Origin of the sequence: Paenibacillus xylanilyticus (assembly GCF_047246825.1) — a bacterium.
Taxonomy (GTDB): domain Bacteria; phylum Bacillota; class Bacilli; order Paenibacillales; family Paenibacillaceae; genus Paenibacillus; species Paenibacillus xylanilyticus_B.
The window spans coordinates 140,654-160,348 of the sequence record NZ_JBFOLB010000001.1 but is presented as its reverse complement, the minus strand read 5'-3'; the positions used below and the strand labels follow the sequence as shown (position 1 = coordinate 160,348).

At 44.9% G+C, this 19,695-nt stretch carries 16 protein-coding genes and 1 riboswitch; of the genes, 4 read left to right on the top strand and 12 right to left on the bottom strand.

The features are described from left to right. Window position 1: 1 nt before the first annotated feature. The 3 genes from AB3N00_RS00740 to AB3N00_RS00730 form a co-directional block, all read right to left on the bottom strand. Window positions 2-403: a DUF350 domain-containing protein gene (locus AB3N00_RS00740; RefSeq protein ID WP_175398988.1), complete on the bottom strand. Its 402-nt coding sequence runs from the start codon at window positions 401-403 to the stop codon at window positions 2-4. 97 nt (window positions 404-500) lie between these two features. After that, window positions 501-1,172 carry a PspA/IM30 family protein gene (locus AB3N00_RS00735; RefSeq protein ID WP_413032836.1) on the bottom strand — a complete coding sequence of 224 codons (672 nt, stop codon included), beginning with the start codon at window positions 1,170-1,172 and terminating at the stop codon, window positions 501-503. A 123-nt stretch (window positions 1,173-1,295) separates the two neighbouring features. After that, window positions 1,296-1,637: a hypothetical protein gene (locus AB3N00_RS00730; protein ID WP_413032835.1), complete on the bottom strand. Its 342-nt coding sequence runs from the start codon at window positions 1,635-1,637 to the stop codon at window positions 1,296-1,298. A gap of 151 nt (window positions 1,638-1,788) precedes the next feature. Between AB3N00_RS00730 and AB3N00_RS00725 the strand changes: the two genes are divergently transcribed. Further along, window positions 1,789-2,577, top strand: a complete 789-nt coding sequence (locus AB3N00_RS00725) for a polysaccharide deacetylase family protein (RefSeq protein ID WP_413032834.1) — start codon at window positions 1,789-1,791, stop codon at window positions 2,575-2,577. A gap of 136 nt (window positions 2,578-2,713) precedes the next feature. Here the strand turns inward: AB3N00_RS00725 and AB3N00_RS00720 are convergent, their stop codons facing one another. The 3 genes from AB3N00_RS00720 to AB3N00_RS00710 form a co-directional block, all read right to left on the bottom strand. Beyond that, on the bottom strand, window positions 2,714-3,388 hold the full coding sequence (locus AB3N00_RS00720) for a 3D domain-containing protein (protein ID WP_413032833.1): 675 nt from the start codon (window positions 3,386-3,388) through the stop codon (window positions 2,714-2,716). A 2-nt stretch (window positions 3,389-3,390) separates the two neighbouring features. Next, window positions 3,391-3,593: riboswitch (cyclic di-AMP (ydaO/yuaA leader) on the bottom strand. 269 nt (window positions 3,594-3,862) lie between these two features. Beyond that, the gene (locus tag AB3N00_RS00715) at window positions 3,863-4,588 is read right to left on the bottom strand and encodes an amino acid ABC transporter ATP-binding protein (RefSeq protein WP_413032832.1); all 726 of its coding nucleotides are present in this window, start codon (window positions 4,586-4,588) and stop codon (window positions 3,863-3,865) included. Beyond that, a complete protein-coding gene (locus AB3N00_RS00710; RefSeq protein WP_413035150.1) occupies window positions 4,575-6,011 on the bottom strand; it encodes an ABC transporter substrate-binding protein/permease in 1,437 nt (478 codons plus the stop codon). Before AB3N00_RS00710 ends, AB3N00_RS00715 begins: the two co-directional genes overlap by 14 nt. A gap of 208 nt (window positions 6,012-6,219) precedes the next feature. On the opposite strand from AB3N00_RS00710, the gene AB3N00_RS00705 reads away from it, so the two are divergent. Beyond that, entirely contained in the window at window positions 6,220-7,395 is a 1,176-nt protein-coding gene (locus tag AB3N00_RS00705) for a M20 family metallopeptidase (RefSeq protein ID WP_413032831.1), read from the top strand. 244 nt (window positions 7,396-7,639) lie between these two features. Beyond that, window positions 7,640-9,391 carry an alpha-glycosidase gene (locus tag AB3N00_RS00700; RefSeq protein ID WP_413032830.1) on the top strand — a complete coding sequence of 584 codons (1,752 nt, stop codon included), beginning with the start codon at window positions 7,640-7,642 and terminating at the stop codon, window positions 9,389-9,391. Window positions 9,392-9,458: 67 nt separating this feature from the next. Here the strand turns inward: AB3N00_RS00700 and AB3N00_RS00695 are convergent, their stop codons facing one another. The 3 genes from AB3N00_RS00695 to glgB all read right to left on the bottom strand — a co-directional run bounded on the left by AB3N00_RS00695 (window position 9,459) and on the right by glgB (window position 14,745). Then, window positions 9,459-11,168: a right-handed parallel beta-helix repeat-containing protein gene (locus tag AB3N00_RS00695; protein ID WP_413032829.1), complete on the bottom strand. Its 1,710-nt coding sequence runs from the start codon at window positions 11,166-11,168 to the stop codon at window positions 9,459-9,461. A 134-nt stretch (window positions 11,169-11,302) separates the two neighbouring features. Then, complete coding sequence (gene glgA / locus AB3N00_RS00690) at window positions 11,303-12,742, bottom strand: glycogen synthase GlgA (RefSeq protein WP_413032828.1); 1,440 nt, start codon at window positions 12,740-12,742, stop codon at window positions 11,303-11,305. Next, window positions 12,739-14,745, bottom strand: coding sequence for a 1,4-alpha-glucan branching protein GlgB (gene glgB / locus AB3N00_RS00685; RefSeq protein WP_413032827.1), 2,007 nt, complete (start codon window positions 14,743-14,745; stop codon window positions 12,739-12,741). Before glgB ends, glgA begins: the two co-directional genes overlap by 4 nt. Window positions 14,746-14,941: 196 nt before the next feature. Here glgB and AB3N00_RS00680 point away from each other — a divergent pair, with 196 nt between their 5' ends. Next, window positions 14,942-16,168 carry a glucose-1-phosphate adenylyltransferase gene (locus tag AB3N00_RS00680; RefSeq protein WP_413032826.1) on the top strand — a complete coding sequence of 409 codons (1,227 nt, stop codon included), beginning with the start codon at window positions 14,942-14,944 and terminating at the stop codon, window positions 16,166-16,168. 67 nt (window positions 16,169-16,235) lie between these two features. Here the strand turns inward: AB3N00_RS00680 and AB3N00_RS00675 are convergent, their stop codons facing one another. Genes AB3N00_RS00675 through AB3N00_RS00665 form a run of 3 tightly spaced genes read right to left on the bottom strand, consistent with a single transcriptional unit; the run spans window position 16,236 to window position 19,631 of the window. After that, complete coding sequence (locus tag AB3N00_RS00675; protein ID WP_413032825.1) at window positions 16,236-17,732, bottom strand: sensor histidine kinase; 1,497 nt, start codon at window positions 17,730-17,732, stop codon at window positions 16,236-16,238. Then, window positions 17,729-18,427, bottom strand: coding sequence for a response regulator transcription factor (locus AB3N00_RS00670; protein ID WP_095286490.1), 699 nt, complete (start codon window positions 18,425-18,427; stop codon window positions 17,729-17,731). Before AB3N00_RS00670 ends, AB3N00_RS00675 begins: the two co-directional genes overlap by 4 nt. Further along, the gene (locus AB3N00_RS00665) at window positions 18,420-19,631 is read right to left on the bottom strand and encodes a hypothetical protein (RefSeq protein ID WP_413032824.1); all 1,212 of its coding nucleotides are present in this window, start codon (window positions 19,629-19,631) and stop codon (window positions 18,420-18,422) included. Before AB3N00_RS00665 ends, AB3N00_RS00670 begins: the two co-directional genes overlap by 8 nt. Window positions 19,632-19,695: the final 64 nt, after the last annotated feature.

Genomic DNA, 19,695 nt, shown 5'->3' with positions numbered 1-19,695 from the left:
CTTATAAACAAGCTGCAATAATTAATGCACCCACGATATGCAAAGCACCAGAGAACAAACCGTACCCTGTTTTCCCTTGTTGTATGCCAGTGTCCAGATCCAGATTGGCCCACTTGCGAATCATAAAGTGCACTACACTCTCCAGAATAAGCAGGATGACAAATGAAACAACGGATACAAGCAATGCTTCACCCAGATGACCTGCAGTCGAAATGGAAGTCGCAAGTACATAACCTTGGGCAAACAGCTTCATGACCATCCGTGTCGTAACCGCCATGTTTCCCGCTTTAACTTCTGCAAAATCCTTATACTTCGTAAACAACGAATCCACATACATCAAAACAAAAAGCAAAACCGAACCAGATAAAGTCCAGACCAGCATCGCCAAAATGTTCAAATCCATTTACACAGCCCCCACATATCAACATGAACCGCATTTAAAAGCGAAGGAGAAACGTTGGTCTCTCCTCCGCTGATGAACCTTGCTTCAGGTGCAAGGTTTAATTCTTGTTTTCGTATTGCTTCATGAGCGCAGCCAGTTCATCCTCAACGGCCTGATCCTTGCCGAGTTTCTCAAACTCATCATCCAATGATTTTCCTTTGGACGACATCTCATTGCTGGCTTCTGCCTGTGCTTCCATTTGCATCATTTTTTCTTCCATGCGTTTCATGCCCGCACTAGCGGTGTCGGAGCTGAATCCGTTCAATGCTTTGTTGATTTCAGTTTGAGCTTTGGCAGCGTTGTAACGTGCAACCAATGTCTCACGTTTGTTTTTCATCTGTGTCAATTGCTTGCGCATCTCATCCAGCTTACCACGCAGATTGTCTGCAGATGCTTTGTTCTGATCATAGCTTGTTTTGTATTCCGCCATTTTCACTTCTGCCGCTTTTTTCTCTTCCAGAGCCCGGCGCGCCAGATCCATGTTCTGCGCACGTGCTGCAGTATGAGCTTGCTCCTCACGCTTCTTCACCAAAGCTTCCTGTTCCTCGAACAGCTGCTTGAATTTTTTCTCAATAGCGATTTGTTGAGCAACAGCTTTCTCGGCATCTTCCAAGTCTTCCTGCATATCACGGATATATTGATCCGTCATCTTAATTGGATCTTCTGCCTTATCAATAATGGCATTAATGTTAGACATCGTTAAATCACGTAAACGTTTGAACATGGACATTATGGTATTCCTCCTAGTCGATATTACATCTTGTATATAAACATACATACGTGGTAACCTTCCACCCGTTTCAATTTTACCAAAAAAAAGTTTAAAACACGATGCTCGGCCTTCCAAAATCTACTAAGGTTTATCCTCCGCCTGATTTAACTGATCATCCAGCAGCTTCTCTGCCGTCTGTACGATCTCATCAATTTGCATGCGTGTTATAGCATCGAAATGAATGCCCATAATTACAGTCACCGTTACCTTGAGATGATTCGCTGCCTTGCGTGCAAGCCGCTCACATAGCTCCTGTTCCTTATGGCCCGGAATGTGGATTGCAGTCCCCACCACCCGTTCACGTTCCGGATAAAAGGTTGCTACGGCCCCAATATGAGCTTTCCCTCCAGTGACCAAAAATATCTTATCCTCTCCTGCATCAATCACCTGTAAACGAACCGAGTTCAAATCATAAGCACTCATTTAGTCCACCCATCCTTTATGTGTGTAGATGTAATGGTGGAATTATGAACCCAATGGATCAGGTTGGACAATGAAACTTCTCACATTATGCATAATGAACCAACGCCCAGGGCATACCAAAGAGAACGCAATTTGAATAGGAGGCTGTATCATGCGAATTCGCCTCATCGTACTTTCCATGTTGATTCTGATCCTGAGTGGAAGTTATGCTCCTGGACATCTATGGGCTAATTCAGATCCGGACAGTCTGCCTGCTACAAAATCCGATCTATCTGAAGATGAGCAGCTGACACTGGGTCAGCTAAGGCAGAAATATGCGGACACATTCAAAACCAATGGCCCTTCTACCAGACAGGTGGCACTGACTTTTGATGATGTGCCTGATCCAAGGTTCACCCCCCAGGTGCTGGATATATTGAAGAAATACAAAGTAAAGGCTACTTTTTTCATTGTGGGCAACCGCGCAGAGAAACATCCCGATCTCGTAAGGCGAATCGTTCGGGAGGGCCATATTGTTGGAAACCATAGTTACAACCACCCTGAATTCAGTAAGCTGTCTCTAAACGCTTTTCGCAAACAAATCCTACATACCGGCGACATTATTCGTAATCTGACCGGGTACACACCGAAGATGATTCGTCCTCCATACGGGGACATTAACGAAAAACAGCTGCAATGGGCCGCCAGACAGCAATATAGTATCGTAAACTGGAACGTGGATTCACTGGATTGGAAAGGTCTTAACAAAGAGCAGGTGAAGCAAAATGTGTTGTCTGCGGTCAAGCCGGGTTCCATCATTCTTCAGCATGCCGGAGGCGGTGTGGGTTCCAACCTGTCCGGTACAATAGAAGCACTGCCGGAAATTATTGATGAGTTGCGGTGTCGGGGATTCAATCTGGTGACCTTGGACGAGATGCTGCAACTGCCCAAGAGCAAATGATGTCCAAAGTAAACCCGTCACTTATATACATGTATCCGCAAACGAACACAAACTTGAGTTTGGAGATACAAGACAAAAGGTGCCCGTCAATCACGATCATCGTGACAGACGGACACCTTTATTGTGGATGATTTTATTATTTTAAAATGTAAAGTTCAACGTCCTGAAAACCAAATGTGCTCACGGACTTTTGGCTGCCAGGAATGAAAATATCAATTCGTTTTCCCTTGATGGCTCCACCAATGTCACGCGCAGTTGCTACAAATGCTTGCTTAGGCAATCCCGGATGGGAGTGACCTGTAACCAGCACTTTTGTTCCCAGTGGGATAACACTTGGATCTACGGCGATTGTGCCCAATTCGAGCGGATTACCAAAGTAATCCACAGCACCCCATCCCCCATTTTCAGAGGCATCTGCAGAATAAGCTGTTGCTTTCACTTCTACTGCCTTACTATAGTCGAACGTTTTGCCCCAGGCTTGAACGACTTTGTCATCAGCGTTTACATCAAGACTTGCTGTCGTGATGGTCTTCGCCTCGGATGAGCTCTTAGAGGCTGCAGCAGCCTTGACCGTGTTGGTTTTGCCAGGAATCGTAATTTTCAAACCACCATAAATGTTGTAAGGCGAAATGTCATTGTTAGCTTTGATAAGTGTGTTAAGTCCAACGCCATATTTTTTCGATAAGGTGTAGAAGGTATCCCCCTCTTTGGCCACGTGAACAGAATCAGCGTGAGCTGGAACGGCCTGAATGAGCATTGCTGCTGTCAGCAGGGCTGCTGCTGTTTTGGCTATACTTCTCTTCTTAATCATGGTCTTCCTCCCTCATTGTGCCTGCGAAGTTAGTTGTCGGATTCGGATGGAGGAAACCACCCTATAGGTTCGCTGTTACATTGGTGATGCGTTATGTACCCCTAATTCACCCCTAGCAGCGTGTAATTCAATCTTCCCCCGTACACGCTTTGCATCATTACATCCTCCACACTTCCTGCTCAGGAAGTTTCGGCAGAAACAATATATCACAATTTTGTAACCAGGGTCCGTAGTAAATGTTACCAAATGGTCCATTCAGCTCATAAGAGTACTGAAATCATAAGGTTTTTTTCAAAAGACGGATATATAAAAGCAGCTTTTAACAATGACAGAAACGTTACTTTTATGTAAATCCATGCTTATCCGCGCGCAAAAAACAACCCTGCTAACGGTAACGTTAACAAGGCTGTTTGATTTAAATTTATGATTATGAATGAAAAATGAAAGTCCATCCGTCGACATTTCGTAGAAAGTTTATGACAACACTTTGCCCAGAAAATCCCGTGTACGGGCATGTTTAGGTTGACCAAACACTTCGTCAGGTGTCCCTTCTTCCACGATTACGCCACCATCCATAAAGATGATCCGATCGCCAACTTCTCGGGCAAAACCCATTTCGTGAGTGACGATAACCATGGTCATACCGCCTTCAGCTAGACGTTTCATTACATCCAGCACTTCCCCGACCATTTCGGGATCAAGCGCAGACGTTGGCTCGTCAAACAGCATTACATGAGGCTGCATGGCCAGTGCTCTGGCAATGGCAATCCGCTGCTTCTGTCCACCAGACAGCTGATTCGGATATGCATCCTTCTTATCGAACAAACCAACGGTATTGAGCAAGTCTGCAGCGATCTGATTTGCTTCCTGTGCTGACTGCTTTTTAACCTTGATTGGGGCAATCGTAATGTTTTGCTGTACGGTTTTATGCGGAAATAGATTAAAATGCTGGAATACCATCCCCATTTTTTCCCGCGTTGCATTAATGTTGTGTTTGGGATCTGTGATCGACACACCTTCAAACTCAATTTCGCCTGAGGTTGGCTGCTCCAACAGGTTGAGGCAGCGCAAAAAGGTACTTTTACCCGATCCGGAAGGACCGATGACTACAACGACCTCACCCTTGCCAATTGTTACATCAATGCCTTTAAGCACATCGTTTTTTCCATAGGATTTGTGTAATTGTCTAACGTCTATCACTTGCACTCAACTTCCTTTCCAGTCGACCCAGCAGCTTGGACAAAATGAATGTCAATACAAAGTAGATCGCTGCCGCAATAAGGAACGGATTCATTCCTTGGTACGTAATGTTTTTGACTACACTTGCCTGATACATAATATCGACCATACCGATGACCGAGATAATGGAAGATTCTTTAATGATGGTTACAAATTCATTACCGATGGCAGGCAGCACCGCTTTGAAAGCCTGTGGCAGAATAATGAACCGCATCGCTGCACCTTTCCCCATCCCCAGAGAGCGAGCTGCTTCAAGTTGACCGCGATCGACACCTTGAATTCCCGCACGGAAGATCTCGGCAAGATAAGCACCACTGTTAATCGAAAGGGTAATGATACCCGCTTGAAGCGCCGTGAAATTAATGCCGAAGGTCAAGGAAAGACCGTAATAGATAATCATCAATTGAACCAGCATCGGCGTACCCCGAATAACTTCAACGTATGCAGTACCGATCCAGCGAAGGATCGCAAGGTCATGCATTCGGAACAGGCAAATGATCAGTCCGATGATTACCCCAAATATGACGCCAAGTGCAGACAACAAGAGGGTGTAACCAACACCTGTAGCATAAAAACTTTTATATTGCCAGAACACTTCAAAAATGTTTGGCGTTTTGGTTTCCCGGTCTGCCATCAACTGACTGGCTTCCGTAACCATTTGATCGATTCTGTTTTCGCTTTTCAGCCGTTCAAGCGTACCATTAACTGCATTCAGCAATTCCGTGTTACCCTTGCGAATCCCGATTGCGGCTTCCACCTGCTCTTCGTCCGGAATAGCAGGAGCAAGTCCAATTGCATCGTCCAAATAACCTGCAGCAACGGTATCCTCAACGATTGCAGCGTTGATCCGTTTGGTTTGCAGCTGCAGCACAATATCCGAGATTTTATCCAGAGAAGTCAGCTTGGCCCCCGGAATTTTCTGTCCGATCGTTTCCTGAATGGAACCTTTTTGTGCACCGATCTTTTCATTCTCCAGCTCGGCCATTGTTGGATATTTGTCTTTATCCTCATTCCGAACCATAATCACTTGTTTCGATTTATAATAGGTATTTGAAAAGTCGATACTTTTCTTGCGCTCCTCTGTCGGTGTCATACCGGAGATGACCAGATCCACACGGCCACTTTGCAAGGCAGGCAGCAGACCGTCAAAGCCCATGTCCTCAATGACAAGCTCTGCGCCCAGATCGGCAGCAATTTCTTTGGCTATCGCAATATCAAATCCTACAATCTCATCTTTGCCATTGATTACTTTATGGAATTCATATGGTGCAAAGTCGGCACTTGTACCAAGCACCAGTTTTTTGCTGCCTGAATTACCCGTAGTTCCACTTGCAAGCGCCGAGGGTACGGCTGCCGTCAGTAAAACGACAAAGGCCAACAGCATCATAATGTAACGACTTATCAATTTCAACCCTGTTCTCCCCTTACAATACTTTGTATGCTTTCTTATGTTGATGCCTGAGTCATTATAAAGTACAATGCATGATTATGCAATGCATTTTGATCTTACAAATCCTGACTTGTTTCTGAAAAATACACGCAAACATGATATAATTACTGCATTATTTTCATTTTGCATAAGGAGTTTTACGATGACACATACCAAATCACAAATTTTATCGGTTATTGATCAATATGCTTCCCGTTTTAAAGAGATTTCATCATATATTGGTGCCAACCCCGAATTAGGGAATGAAGAATATCTCGCCTCTGCCCGGTTGAAGGAGGAACTCAACTTCCACGGCTTCGATGTGGAGGCTCCCGTACTTGGATTGGATACAGCCTTTATCGGTACCTACTCGGCTGCCAAATCAGGACCAACCATAGCCCTTTTATGTGAATACGATGCACTTCCTGAGATTGGACACGCCTGTGGTCATCACCTGATCTGCATGATGAGTTTGGGTGCTGCTGTCGGTTTGAAATCCATCCTGGATGAAGTCGGTGGCACACTTAAGGTATTCGGAACACCTGCAGAAGAAACGCGTGGTGCCAAAGTTCCGATGGCGGAAGCCGGCCTGTTTGATGACTGTGATATCGCTTTGATGGCCCATCCATATTACGCCTATGAGAAATCAGGCAGTTCTCTCGCCATTGATGCTGTACAATTTGAATTCCACGGAAAATCGTCTCATGCTGCCGCCAGTCCGCATGAAGGGATTAATGCACTCGATGCCGTAATCCAGACATTTAATGGCATTAATGCATTCCGCCAGCAGGTGAGAAGCACCGTTCGGATTCATGGAGTTATCAATAGTGGGGGTCAAGCGGCCAACATCATACCCGATTATGCTTCTGCCCAATTCTATGTACGCGCCTCAACTAGAAAAGAACTGAATACACTTACGCAGCGCGTCATACAGATTGCCGAAGGTGCTGCATTGCAAACAGGCTGTCGTCTCGTGACTTCCAATTATGAAACATCATACGATGAGATGGTGACCAATGAATCGTTATCCGCTGCTTTCAGTAAAAATCTGATGGAACTTGGTATTCCCCAAGAAGAGATTGTCAGCGGCAACGACCATGGGTCCATGGATATCGGTAACGTGTCCTTGCGCTGTCCTGTGATCCACCCTTACATTCGTGTTGTGGATGAAGTCCATACCCTCCATTCCATCGAATTTCGTGATCTGGCGCTGCAGGAACGAGCGCTGGACGGCATGATTTTAGGTGCAAAAGCACTTGCTGCAACGGCCTGCGATGTGCTGACCAAGCCAGAATTGCTGCAATCTATTCGAACTGAGTTTGAACAGGCCGTTCGTTAATTTAAGGTTATTTAGCTCGTTGGGATGTAGGAAGAGGTGTTTTCCGGGACTGATTTACGTTGCGGAAAACACCTCTTTTGTTTATTCTGCATACGTATATTCAGGCACAACATGGAGAAGCCTGTGAAATGAAAGCAGTGAAAATGGTGAAAAATTTTCTTGTTATGTAAACCGATAATGGTTCATTTGCTGTCTAGCTTGGTTATGTATAGCTATAACTTATCTTGATACAGGAGGTGCTGTCATGCTGCTCGAAGCGATGTACCACGTTCCCCGTGACAAGTGGGCCTATGCCTATAACCCGTCTACGATTCATCTGCGTGTACGAACCAAGAGAAATGATGTAGAATATGTGACTGCACTGACCGGTGATAAGTATGATTGGGACGGAACCTATAGAGAAATTCAACTGGAAAAAGCAGCGTCTGACAGCATGTTTGATTACTGGGAGGCTGCGGTGAAGCCAAAATTCAAGCGTCTGTCCTATATTTTCCGCGTCACTGCTGGCAATGAAAATGTATTTTTGGCTGATAACGGCATTCATTATGAAGCCCCTTACCCGACGGGAGGATATTATGAATTCTCCTACATACATGAAATTGATGTATTCAAAGTACCTGAATGGGCAAAAGAAGCTGTCTTTTACCAGATCATGACGGAACGTTTCGCCAACGGCAATCCAGATCTTAATCCGGAAGGAATCCACAGTTGGGGTGGCAAACCTGAGCTTGATAACTACTTCGGTGGAGATTTGCAAGGCGTCCTCAATCATCTGGATGATTTGGTCACACTCGGCGTGAACGCCATTTACTTTACCCCCCTCTTTCAAGCCAACTCCTACCACAAATACGATACCGTTGATTACAAAAAAGTAGATCCGCATTTCGGAGATAATGACATGCTCAAAAAGGTGGCCGAAGCATGCCATCGTCGCGGAATCCGTGTCATGCTTGATGCGGTTTTTAATCATTGCAGTGAAGACTTCCCTCCATTTCAGGATGTATTGAAAAACGGGAAAAATTCGAAATATGTGGACTGGTTTCATATTAATGAATTCCCTGTCGGTATTAAGCATGGCATACCCACCTATGACACCTTCGGTTTTTACGGCAATATGCCGAAGTTTAACACAGCCAACCCGGAGGTAAAGGAGTACCTGCTTGATGTGGCTGAATACTGGATCAAGGAAATCAAGCTCGACGGTTGGAGGCTCGATGTTGCCAATGAAGTGGATAACCACTTCTGGCGTGATTTCCGCAAAGTTGTAAAGGCCGCGAACCCGGAAGCCTATATCGTGGGCGAAGTTTGGAGTGATTCCCTGACATGGCTGATGGGTGACCAGTTCGATTCTGTCATGAATTACCCTTTTGCCGACAAAGTCCTTGAGTTTTTCTGTGGTTCCATGGATGGTTATAATTTTGCGAATGAAATGGGCTCTTTGATTATGCGTTATCCGCAACAAACCAACGAAGTGATCTTCAATATGTTATGCAGTCATGATACCCCTCGCCTGCTCTCCAGATGCGGTGAAGACAAACGCAGATTGAAGCTGTCCGTTGTGTTCCTGTTTACCTATATAGGCACGCCTTGTATATTCTACGGAGACGAAGTGGGTATTCGTGGTGAAGGCGATCCCGATTGCCGCAAATGCATGGAATGGGACCCTGCCAAGCAGGATCGGGAACTCTATGATTTCTACCGGCTGATGATCGATCTGCGTAAAAGCAATGAGGCACTTCGGAAAGGCCGCTTCCGCTTCCTGAAGGCGGATCACAATGATCCTTGTATCGTGTATGAGCGCATGGATGACAATCTTCACTTCACCGTATGGATGAACAATACTCCGGAAGGACGTACACTTTCACATCCCATGGAGACCAAGGACTGGAGAGATGCATTAACTGAAGATCCGGTCACACCTACGGATGGCGTCATGAATATTAAGCTTGATCCGTACGGCTACCGTATTTTGTACAGACAACTGGACCCATTATAAAAGAACCTCCTAAATCATCAGATGAATTTGCAAATTCTGGTGTTTAGGAGGTTTTTTTGAAAATATATTATATCTTTGTACCCTTAATATTACCGTGTGCATCAACACTGACCCTCCAACGGGTAGAGTTAGGGCCAGACAATACAAGATCGTTTACGAGTTGATATACGAAACCATTGTTATCCTTCACAATATCAATCACGACGTTCTTTCCATTCGAAAAAGGGCTGGATCCGTATAAATATCGCCCTGTAGCAGTAGCCGAGACCAGCAATACATTATCTTTGATGATGTTATTTTCCACAACATGATTTGCATTATCAAAATGAACTGCCCACCAATTCCCGTCATATTTCATGCGATTGCCAGTAACCACATTGTTTGAACCACGAATTTTAAGCGATGTACCTTTGCCCGATATTGAATTATCCGTGAATGTGACATTATGGTTCAAACTGACCATGCGGTCAGGATTGGTCGTCACAAAACCTGGCTGTATTATATTATTGGCGGCGACGACTCCATTGCTTAGATCCATTGCAATTCCTGCTTTAGCGATATAGTTGCCCTTAATTATGATATTACCATCTGCGATTATCCCCCAATGGTTGCCATTAGGAATAATGATATTGTCAGAGATGATCCCTATATCCATGCCCTCAACACCGTTATTGGTCCTTGCCTCAATGGCTGAAGTGGGGCTCGATGATCTGGATATGGTATCAATATAATTGCCCTGAATAACAAAAATATGGTTGCTCACATCATTTGGGTTGAATTGGGAAGGAAGGAAGGATACCGAAATAACAGAACTGTTTCGAATATTATTAAAGAAGTTTGATGTAACGAATGCCCCTTGGAAACCGATGAGCCCTACACCAAAAGCAGTTCCGATCACACTATTGTCATGGATATGCATACTCCGTGCACCAGTCTCGCCACCTTCATTGTTACAAGTGATACCACCGCCTACCTTGGGAACATTAGTCCCTTCTTGACCTGCTGTAAATGTAGCATAATCCGAATCCGAAGACAGCACTGGAGTATGCAGATAGTTATTGGTTATAAATACGTTCCAGGTTGCTTTGATGAGAATGCCATCTCCCAGGTATCTGTAGCAATCATTTTGGCTAATCATCACAAAGGCTAAATTGGTCCTTACCGCAATAGGCTCTTCACCCAAATGGTGAAGTTTATTGTTTCTGATAATTACATTCCGGGATGGGTTTTCTTGACTGCTTGATCCATTCACGCCAATGCCGTCCGTAAATTTGCTAATATCATTATTTTGCAAAATCACGTTGCTGGAATTCTCTACATAGATGCCTGTTCTTCCTTTGGCCCATCCAGCCTGAGTGGTACGCCTTAACGTTAACCCACTCACTTCGATATGATTGCTGTTCTCAAAGCGTAAACCTTGATCGGATACTTCCAGTATTGCTCCCGGATGAGCTCGGATGGTTACCGACTTTCCGTTGAACGTATAAAACCACCCCGATTTTACGACTTTGTAGTGTCCTGGCGTGAATAATAAAATATCTCCTTCTTGAGCGGAGTCAAAAAAAGCTTTGATCTGCGCAGATTGATTACTTCCATCCCCTGGAGCGAAATTTCTAACGTCAATGATATTCCCTGGAACCGAAGATTGAACTGAGGCTATATTGCCCAACACTTGACTAAACATGGTATTCATTTTCACCGGGTCGAATGTTTCACTAGCACCCCATGCCTCCAAGTTAGGGTTATAAGCGGAGGTAAAATTAATATTGTTGGTCATTTTACCAGCTCTCTTTCATTCCGTTTTCAACTTAATCACATTGAAATTGCACAGGGCATTCCGCCAGGTCTCCGAAATTAATTCTGCAAAAAGCCACAGTACGAATACTGCGGCTAGGTGGTTTAAAGATTAGTTTATATGCTCGCAACAGTTATGCCACGATAGATGTCCATATATTCGTCTGCCGAAACATCCCAGCTGTAATCCCCGTTCATCCCATTCTTCACAATTTTTTTCCAGTGCTCGGGTTGGCGATAAAACTTCTCTGCCAGGCGGATGGTGTTCAACATGTCATGTGCGTTAAAGCTGGTAAACGAGAAGCCATTCCCTTCACCGTTGAACTCATTGTATGCCTGCACGGTATCGTTCAGACCACCCGTTTCACGGACAAGCGGTACACTGCCGTACCGGAGTGCAAGCAGCTGGCTAATGCCACACGGTTCGAACTTGGAAGGCATCAGGAAGATATCGCTGCCTGCATAAAAACGACGGGATAATCCATCATTAAATTTGATTTGAGCAGACATTTTTAGTGGATAACGGTAAGCTGCCTCGCGGAACCAATGTTCATAGGCCGGATCCCCGGTTCCCAACACGGCAAACTGAATATCATCATAATACAGCAGTTCATCCAATATGCGACAGACCAGATCAAGCCCTTTGGAATCTACAAGACGGGTAACCATAACCATCAGAGGTGCGTCCGGACGTACAGGCAGCCCCAGTTCTTTTTGCAGTTCAATCTTGTTCTCGGTTTTCTTGGCCAAGCTTGTTCTGTATTTGACCGGGATTTTATTGTCTGTTGCGGGATTATAGCTTCTGGTATCAATCCCGTTCACAATCCCACTGAAACGTTCGCCGAGCGAGCTAAGCAATCCGTCCAAACCATAGCCATAAAACGATGTTTTGACTTCCTGTGCATACGTAGGGCTTACTGTTGTAACGTGGTCGGAATATACAATACCTGATTTCAGGAAATTGACATTACCATAATATTCTGCACCTTCCATGGTGAAATATCGATCGTCCAGCTCAAGCAGATCACTGAATAACGAATGCGGGAATACCCCCTGATACAACAGATTATGTATGGTAAACACGGTACGTATCTCACTATAAAATGGCTCATGTGCATAATGTGCCTGAAGTAGCAATGGAATCATGCCCGCATGCCAATCATGACTGTGCAGCACATCCGGCTTAAAGTCCAGTAGAGGCAATACTTCCAGCACAGCTCGATTGAAGAAAGCAAACCGTTCCCCATCGTCCATATATCCGTATACACCGTCTCGCCCAAAATAATATTCGTTATCGACAAAGTAAACCGGAATACCGTCATGAACGATCATTTCAATACCGCAATATTGTCTGCGCCAGCCCAAAGGCACATCCGTTACTATAACCGGTTTCATGGCCTGCTTATACTCGTCAGGAATCCCTTTATATTTGGGTAACATGACACGAACATCTGCCCCAGCCTTTTTCAAGGCTTGAGGCAATGCTCCAATTACATCGGCGAGACCACCCGTTTTGATAAATGGATGACCCTCGGCAGCGGCGAATAAAATTTTCATGCCTTCTTCCCCCTTTTCGATTTGGCAGTCGTTTTATCTGTTGTTTTTGTGGATTTTGGTCTGACAGAAGCGACTTCAGTTGCTGTCCCATCCGTTTTCCGACGTGTATTCTTTTTTAGAATAACCACGCTCAGCGGAGGCAAAACAACCTCAAGACTGTGAGGATGCCCATGAAAAGGAATCTTTTCGGTAGTCATCTGCATATCATTCAATATACCTGATCCCCCGTAATCGGGATGATCACTGTTCAGAACTTCGGTATACATACCGGGACGCATGACACCAATCCGGTAACGCTCCCGCTTGACCGGCTGAAAGTTAATAAGCACAAGGAGTGTATCCGCAGGTTTTTTTCCCTTGCGTACATATGAAATGACACTTTGGGCATGATCATCCGGAGTGATCCATTCATAACCGTCCAGGGAATGATCAAGCTCCCACAAAGCTTTTTCGCCCAGGTACAACGCCGACAGGTCCCGTTCAAACTTGTGGAGTTTGCGGTGACTGTCATAATCCAGCAAAAACCAGTCCAGTTGATCCTCATCTTTCCACTCGATAAACTGGCCGAACTCTCCACCCATAAAGAGCAGTTTTTTGCCTGGGAAAGTCATGAAGTACCCCAAGAAAGCTCGCATGCCGTCAAACTTTTGTTCGTACGATCCTGGCATTTTGTCCAGTAAGGATTTCTTGCCATGTACAACTTCGTCATGCGACAAAGGCAGCACATAATTTTCAGAGAAGGAGTAGACCACAGGAAATGTCAGCAAATGATGCTTCGATGGACGCTCGTGGAAATCCGATTTCATATAATCCAGCGTATCGTTCATCCAACCCATGTTCCATTTATAATTGAATCCCAGTCCGCCTACGTCAATTGGAGAGGTGACCATCGGCCATGCACTGGATTCTTCAGCCATCATCAGCGCATAAGGATAATACTTGAATATAGTTTCATTTAGTTGCTGCAGAAAGGCTACAGCCTCTTGATTTTCCAACCCGCCATCTGCATTGGGACGGAATTGTCCAGGATGCTTCTCAAAATCAAGCCTCAGCATGCTGGTGACTGCGTCAACGCGCAGACCATCAAAGTGATACATGTCCATCCAATAAAGGGCATTGGAAATCAGAAATGAACGAACTTCTGGTTTCGAATAGTCGAAACTAAGTGTGCCCCAACCTGGTTTCTCGGCTAATAATGGATCTGCATACTCGAACAAAGGAGATCCGTCAAACAAACGCAGACCATGAGCGTCCTTCGCAAAATGTGCAGGGACCCAATCGAGCAACACGCCGATTCCTGCCTGATGAAGTGTATCCACCAAATACATTAAATCCTGAGGTCCTCCGAAACGGCTTGTCGGTGCAAAGAAACCCGTACTTTGATATCCCCACGAAAGGTCATAGGGATGTTCACTAAGAGGCATCATCTCAACATGTGTATATTTCATTTCTAATAAGTAAGGAACGAGCAGATCCGCAATTTCGCGATAACTGTATAGAGAGCCATCTTCCTTGCGCTTCCATGTTCCGATGTGCATCTCATAAATATGTAAAGGCTTGTTATAAATAGCCCTTTGCTTGCGTCTCCATGCGCCGTCATTCCATTTATATCCTTGAATCGAACTCGTTATGGAAGCAGTCCGTGGTCTTACTTCGGCATGGAAAGCGTACGGGTCTGCTTTGAGCAGCTCAGTTCCGTCTTCCGCTAAAATACGGAATTTGTATAATGTTCCTTCACTGATTTCCGGAAAAAAACGAGTCCAAAATCCAGAATCGGGTATCTTATATAGAGGTTCCTGTTCACCTTTCCAATCATTGCGGTCAAGAGCCAAACCTACTTCTTTGGCATTCGGAGCCCACACGGTGAAGCGATACCCCTGACGATGATCCTCAATCGTAGGCTGTGCGCCCAATATTCGATAACTGTGATGAAGGTTTCCTTCATGAAACAAATAAATATGCTCCGGCGAAATGGCCGGATCTGCCAATGGTTGAATGGCCAAGAGATCACCTTCTTCCCCTAGAAAATAGATATAACGTTAACCATTACCCCATTCTAGCCAAGTTGAAAAGAAAAATGACGTGTTTAAAAAAATGTTGTAATTTTACAGGAATTTTACAGTACTACTCGTTTCAACAGCTCCACTTTGCGTTTATGTATGTACTACACTGGACAAATATCTCGGGAGGGAAACGATTATGTTTAATAAAGATTGCATCGCTATGCTGTTGGCGGGAGGAGAGGGGAAAAGATTAGCCCCATTAACCTCAAGTATTGCTAAACCCGCTGTACCGTTCGGCGGGCACTACCGGATTATCGATTTTCCTCTCAGCAACTGCGTGAATTCAGGCATCGACACGGTTGGTGTACTGACGCAGTACCAAGCTGAATCTTTACACGATCACATCGGTGGAGGAGAACCATGGGGACATGGGAATTCGAGTGAGGCAGGAATCTCCCTGCTTCCATCTTATCATACAGGAAATGACGAATACTTGGGAACGGCGGATGCTATTTATAAAAATATGGACTATATTGACCAACAAAACCCCGAAAATGTTCTAATTTTGTCGGGAGACCACATTTATCATATGGACTATCGTGAAATGCTGGAGGCACATAAAGCAAATAATGCCGTTGCGACTATTTCCGTTATGGAAGTTCCTTGGGACGAAGCACATCGCTTTGGCATTATGGCTGCGGATGAAAACATGCGCGTTACCGAATTTGCCGAAAAGCCGGCTGAACCAAAAAGTAACCTCGCTTCCATGGGTATTTACATGTTTAATTGGGAGTATCTGAAACGCCACCTTCTGCTGGATGCAGCCAATCCGGAATCCAGTCATGACTTTGGTAAAGATGTGATCCCGCAAATGCTCAATGAGAACAACTCTCTTTTCGTTTATAACTTTAATGGTTATTGGAAAGACGTAGGTACGGTGAAAAGTCTGTGGGATGCCCACATGGATCTTCTGTACAACGAAGAAAACTGGAGCCTGCATAAGGATCACTGGCCGATGTTCACTCGTGACTGGAAAACCAAACTGACTGCTCACAAAGCTCGTCATTCGCGGACTGAGCATATGGCATCCATGATCCATGAATCCTGCGCCATCGAAGGCCACGCTGAGCGCTCTGTAATTTTCTGCGGTGCTGAAGTGGGCAAAGGCTCTGAAGTGAAAGATAGTGTCGTTATGCCGAATGCCCGCGTGGGCAGAGGGGTGCACATCGAAAGAGCCATTATTGGTGAAGGTGCCATCATCAAAGACGGAGCCATTGTCAAAGGTACGGCTGATGAGATTGTCGTCGTAGGCCCAAATGAGATTGTATCTGCCAAGCCGGCAGTACGCACCCAGCCAGCCCGTATGCTGAAAGAAGTGTATGAGAAAACAGGTCGCTTGCGTGCAGGAGAACTTTCGTCATAACATACACAAAAAAAAGGTGAGCCGTTAATGGCTCGCCTTTTTTTTGTATTGGTGTATTCATTAAATCTCACACATCTTCCGGATCCGATTGATTCTGTTGTATCCTTGTCTCCTGTCCGGGACCAGGAGTGCTGTCATACGCTTGATGCTCGCTTTCCATCTCTTCTTCCGGCAACGCAGGAAGTGCAATGGTAACGGTTGTACCCGACCCGAGTTCGCTTTGCATGATGATCGTTCCCTCATGCAATTCCACGAGTTCCTGCGTTATGGCCAGTCCCAATCCTGTTCCACCGTTCTGGTGATTCACCTGGAAGAAACGGTCGCGAACCTTGATCAGATGTTCTTCACTGATTCCGATCCCTGTATCCTGTACAGCCGCTATGATCTTCCCATCCTCTTCTTTTACCGACAAGTAAATCCAAGAATTTTCATGGGAAAATTTGATTGCATTGTCTACGATGTTAAGAAATACTTGTTTCAGCCGATTACCGTCCCCGTACACATTAAATGCACGAGTCTCATCTGTATCCAGCTTCAAATGTATTTGCTTTTGTTCAGCTTTGGCCCAAACGTTTAACATGGTTTCCTGTACGATCTCACGAATGCTGACTGTCCCTTTGACAAGTTTCATTTGGTTTTGCTGCAGCTTGGAGAAATCCAGCATCTCTTCGACAAGTCCAATCAAACGCTCGGTTTCTTTTGAAATAATACTCATCCCAATGCGGGTCTCATCCGGGTCATAACCACCCGAATCCAGCGTCTCACTCCAGCCTTTGATACTGGTCAGAGGTGTCCTGAGTTCATGAGAAATGGAAGAAATGAAATCATCCTTGATCTGGTTACTCCGGACAATCTCATGAGCCATAAAATTCAGCGTAGAAGCCAATTCACCAAGCTCATGCTTGTAGTTCCCTTTGACCCTGACATCCAGACGCCCTCTGGCCATCTGTGCAGAAACCGCAGTGATATTGTTAATCGGGCGAACAATGGAGTTCGCCATCCCAATGCTGATAATCAGAACGATAGCCAGAACGGCCACACCAACGGCAACGGCAAGCAATCCCATAACCAGCAGCTTGGAATTAACATTTTCGAGGGAGGTCAAGTATCTTACAATGTAAGTATTTTCCCCGCCCAGGTCAATTTTTTGAGAAACAGCCATGACTTGCTCTCCGGTACCCGGTTGTCTGCCGACCCATCGGCCTGTATTGCCGTTCATCGCCTGCATGATATCACTTGTCTGCAATACAGCCCGGTCAGACTCAAAGGCCGCTGAGCTCGCTAGCACCCGTCCGTTGAGGTCAAGAATTTCAAGCTCTGCTCTGGAAAAATTCAAATTCGTAAGTAATTTGGACAGATTCCCATTATCCGCATTATCTTCTCGTGCAATAGGCTCCAAGAAGTCTTTGGACATGGAGATATGAGAGCTGATGGTGTTATAGATACTCTCATAATAATATCGCTGCACCGCGAGCATAAAAATAAACTCCACCAATAACAGAGCAAGCAGAACTACGAAAAAATAGTGCAATACAATCTGTCTGGTGATACCCTTTTTAATCATTGCTCCCGGCCCTTCCATTTGTACCCATGACCCCATACTGTCTGCAGGTATTCAGGTTCGGAAGGATTGTTTTCAATTTTTTGTCGCAAGCGACGGATGTTCACATCCACGATTTTCGGGTCACCCATATACTCTTTACCCCAGACATGATCCAGCAGCAAATCACGACTAAGCGGTGTATTTTCTTTTTCCAGGAAGAACTGAATAAGTGAAAATTCCGTTGGCGTTAACTCGATTAATTCGTTTTGTTTCTTGAATTGTTTTGAGATCAAATCAAGCGAAAACGGACCGGATTGGAAGGTTACCTTAGCAGCGGTCTCCCGATGTACGTTCACTCTGCGCAGCAAAGATTGAATACGCGCAATCAGTTCCGTTGGACTGAAGGGTTTGCTTACATGATCGTCTGCTCCAACGGAGAGAGCATATACTTTGTCCTGTTCCTGAACCTTGGCCGTCAGGAAGATAATGCCCAAACGTTCATTGGTTTCGCGAATACGACGACACACCTCAAAACCGTCAATTCCAGGTACCATCACATCCAGAAGAGCCAGATCAATATCCGGTACAGTCTGCAGAATGCGAAGCGCTTCATGCCCATCTCCGGCTTCAAGCACTTCGAACCCGTTTCTTTTTAAATTAATGACTATAAAACTGCGGATGGATTCTTCATCCTCAAGAATAAGTACTTTACTCATTAAGTTCTCCCTTTCTGTTCAGTTGAGACATATTATCCAGTAATCCCTCGTTGCTATCCTGCGCATTGCGTGAAGCAATCACCCGATCGTTCGTACGGGTAATTTCTTTCCACCTCTTCCCTTTTTCCTGCTCCCACTGGGAAAGTGTGAAATACTTGATTTCACCTACGGTTTCATCTGTATCAATCATTTTAAATCGAATATATTTTTCCTTTTCCGATTTGGTGTCAATCGTGATTTTACCGTACCACTCAGGTTTTAAGTTTAAATGAAAGAGATTGGCATCATCACGGTACTGGAACGAGACAAATTCTTTCCCATCCTTGCCATCCCATTGATAAAAGGTATAGAACCACATGCGTGAATCAAATACATAATGTTCCCAGCCTTTTGGAGTTTCCTTCAGCCCAAATTCAATAATACCATCATTGTTGAAATCACCGCTTAAAATTTTGTCATCTCTATAGGTTTGGTCAGGCGATTTGAACGCATTCACCAGTTTGTTATCCTTCACATAAATAATCTGTGAAAACGAACTGCGGTCATCCAGCTCTGCGTCCAGCACAATCCCCATCTTATCCTTAGCAATCTCTCCACCCAAAGCATTGTAGATCTCTTTTACCGTATAATCGGTTTGAAGACGATCCACTTCCTTAAAGCTGCCTTCATCGTATTGATATAAAGCAATGCTTGCGAAACCACTGTTATTCAGGGCTACAATGGCAAAGTCATTTTTCCCATCCCCGTTCAGATCCAGTGTGTTTCCTTGTAAATCATCTATAATATATTGGTTATATGGAACTCCACCCAAGACCTGCTCAAGTGCACCGCCCTTGTATGAGTATGCTGTCAGTGCTTTTTGTTCTTGCAGACTCACACCAAGAATGATATCCGGATTCCCATCGTTCGTAATGTCCAATACTTTGAAGGATTGAAGCTCGCTGCCAGGCACATCAAACGTCAGCTTTTTAACCCACGTATCTCCCTGTTCCTCCAATAACATGCCATGGATGCGAACATTTTCATTGGGGGTCTCATAAAATACGATAGCTTCACGGGTCCCGTCACCGTCGAGATCTTCAACACGGATCATGCTGGTGTTGTTCATGTCTTTGGGGCGAATAAGTGCGCTCTCAGGCGGTTGCTCCTTCTGAACAACATAAAATAATTTTTCTTTATCCATGGATAGCATGGGTTTCTTCATCAAGCCCTTGGGGTCGCTTATGACCGTGCATCCGCTAAGAACAGAGCCAAGCACGATTGTGACC

What these genes read in the sequence shown, in the direction of transcription:
- AB3N00_RS00740 (WP_175398988.1), bottom strand. Translation starts at nt 403, where the DNA reads ATGGATTTGAACATTTTGGCGATGCTGGTCTGGACTTTATCTGGTTCG.
- AB3N00_RS00735 (WP_413032836.1), bottom strand. Translation starts at nt 1,172, where the DNA reads ATGTCCATGTTCAAACGTTTACGTGATTTAACGATGTCTAACATTAAT.
- AB3N00_RS00730 (WP_413032835.1), bottom strand. Translation starts at nt 1,637, where the DNA reads ATGAGTGCTTATGATTTGAACTCGGTTCGTTTACAGGTGATTGATGCA.
- AB3N00_RS00725 (WP_413032834.1), top strand. Translation starts at nt 1,789, where the DNA reads ATGCGAATTCGCCTCATCGTACTTTCCATGTTGATTCTGATCCTGAGT.
- AB3N00_RS00720 (WP_413032833.1), bottom strand. Translation starts at nt 3,388, where the DNA reads ATGATTAAGAAGAGAAGTATAGCCAAAACAGCAGCAGCCCTGCTGACA.
- AB3N00_RS00710 (WP_413035150.1), bottom strand. Translation starts at nt 6,011, where the DNA reads ATGCTGTTGGCCTTTGTCGTTTTACTGACGGCAGCCGTACCCTCGGCG.
- AB3N00_RS00705 (WP_413032831.1), top strand. Translation starts at nt 6,220, where the DNA reads ATGACACATACCAAATCACAAATTTTATCGGTTATTGATCAATATGCT.
- AB3N00_RS00700 (WP_413032830.1), top strand. Translation starts at nt 7,640, where the DNA reads ATGCTGCTCGAAGCGATGTACCACGTTCCCCGTGACAAGTGGGCCTAT.
- AB3N00_RS00695 (WP_413032829.1), bottom strand. Translation starts at nt 11,168, where the DNA reads ATGACCAACAATATTAATTTTACCTCCGCTTATAACCCTAACTTGGAG.
- glgA (WP_413032828.1), bottom strand. Translation starts at nt 12,742, where the DNA reads ATGAAAATTTTATTCGCCGCTGCCGAGGGTCATCCATTTATCAAAACG.
- AB3N00_RS00680 (WP_413032826.1), top strand. Translation starts at nt 14,942, where the DNA reads ATGTTTAATAAAGATTGCATCGCTATGCTGTTGGCGGGAGGAGAGGGG.
- AB3N00_RS00675 (WP_413032825.1), bottom strand. Translation starts at nt 17,732, where the DNA reads ATGATTAAAAAGGGTATCACCAGACAGATTGTATTGCACTATTTTTTC.
- AB3N00_RS00670 (WP_095286490.1), bottom strand. Translation starts at nt 18,427, where the DNA reads ATGAGTAAAGTACTTATTCTTGAGGATGAAGAATCCATCCGCAGTTTT.
- AB3N00_RS00665 (WP_413032824.1), bottom strand. Translation starts at nt 19,631, where the DNA reads ATGAAGAAACCCATGCTATCCATGGATAAAGAAAAATTATTTTATGTT.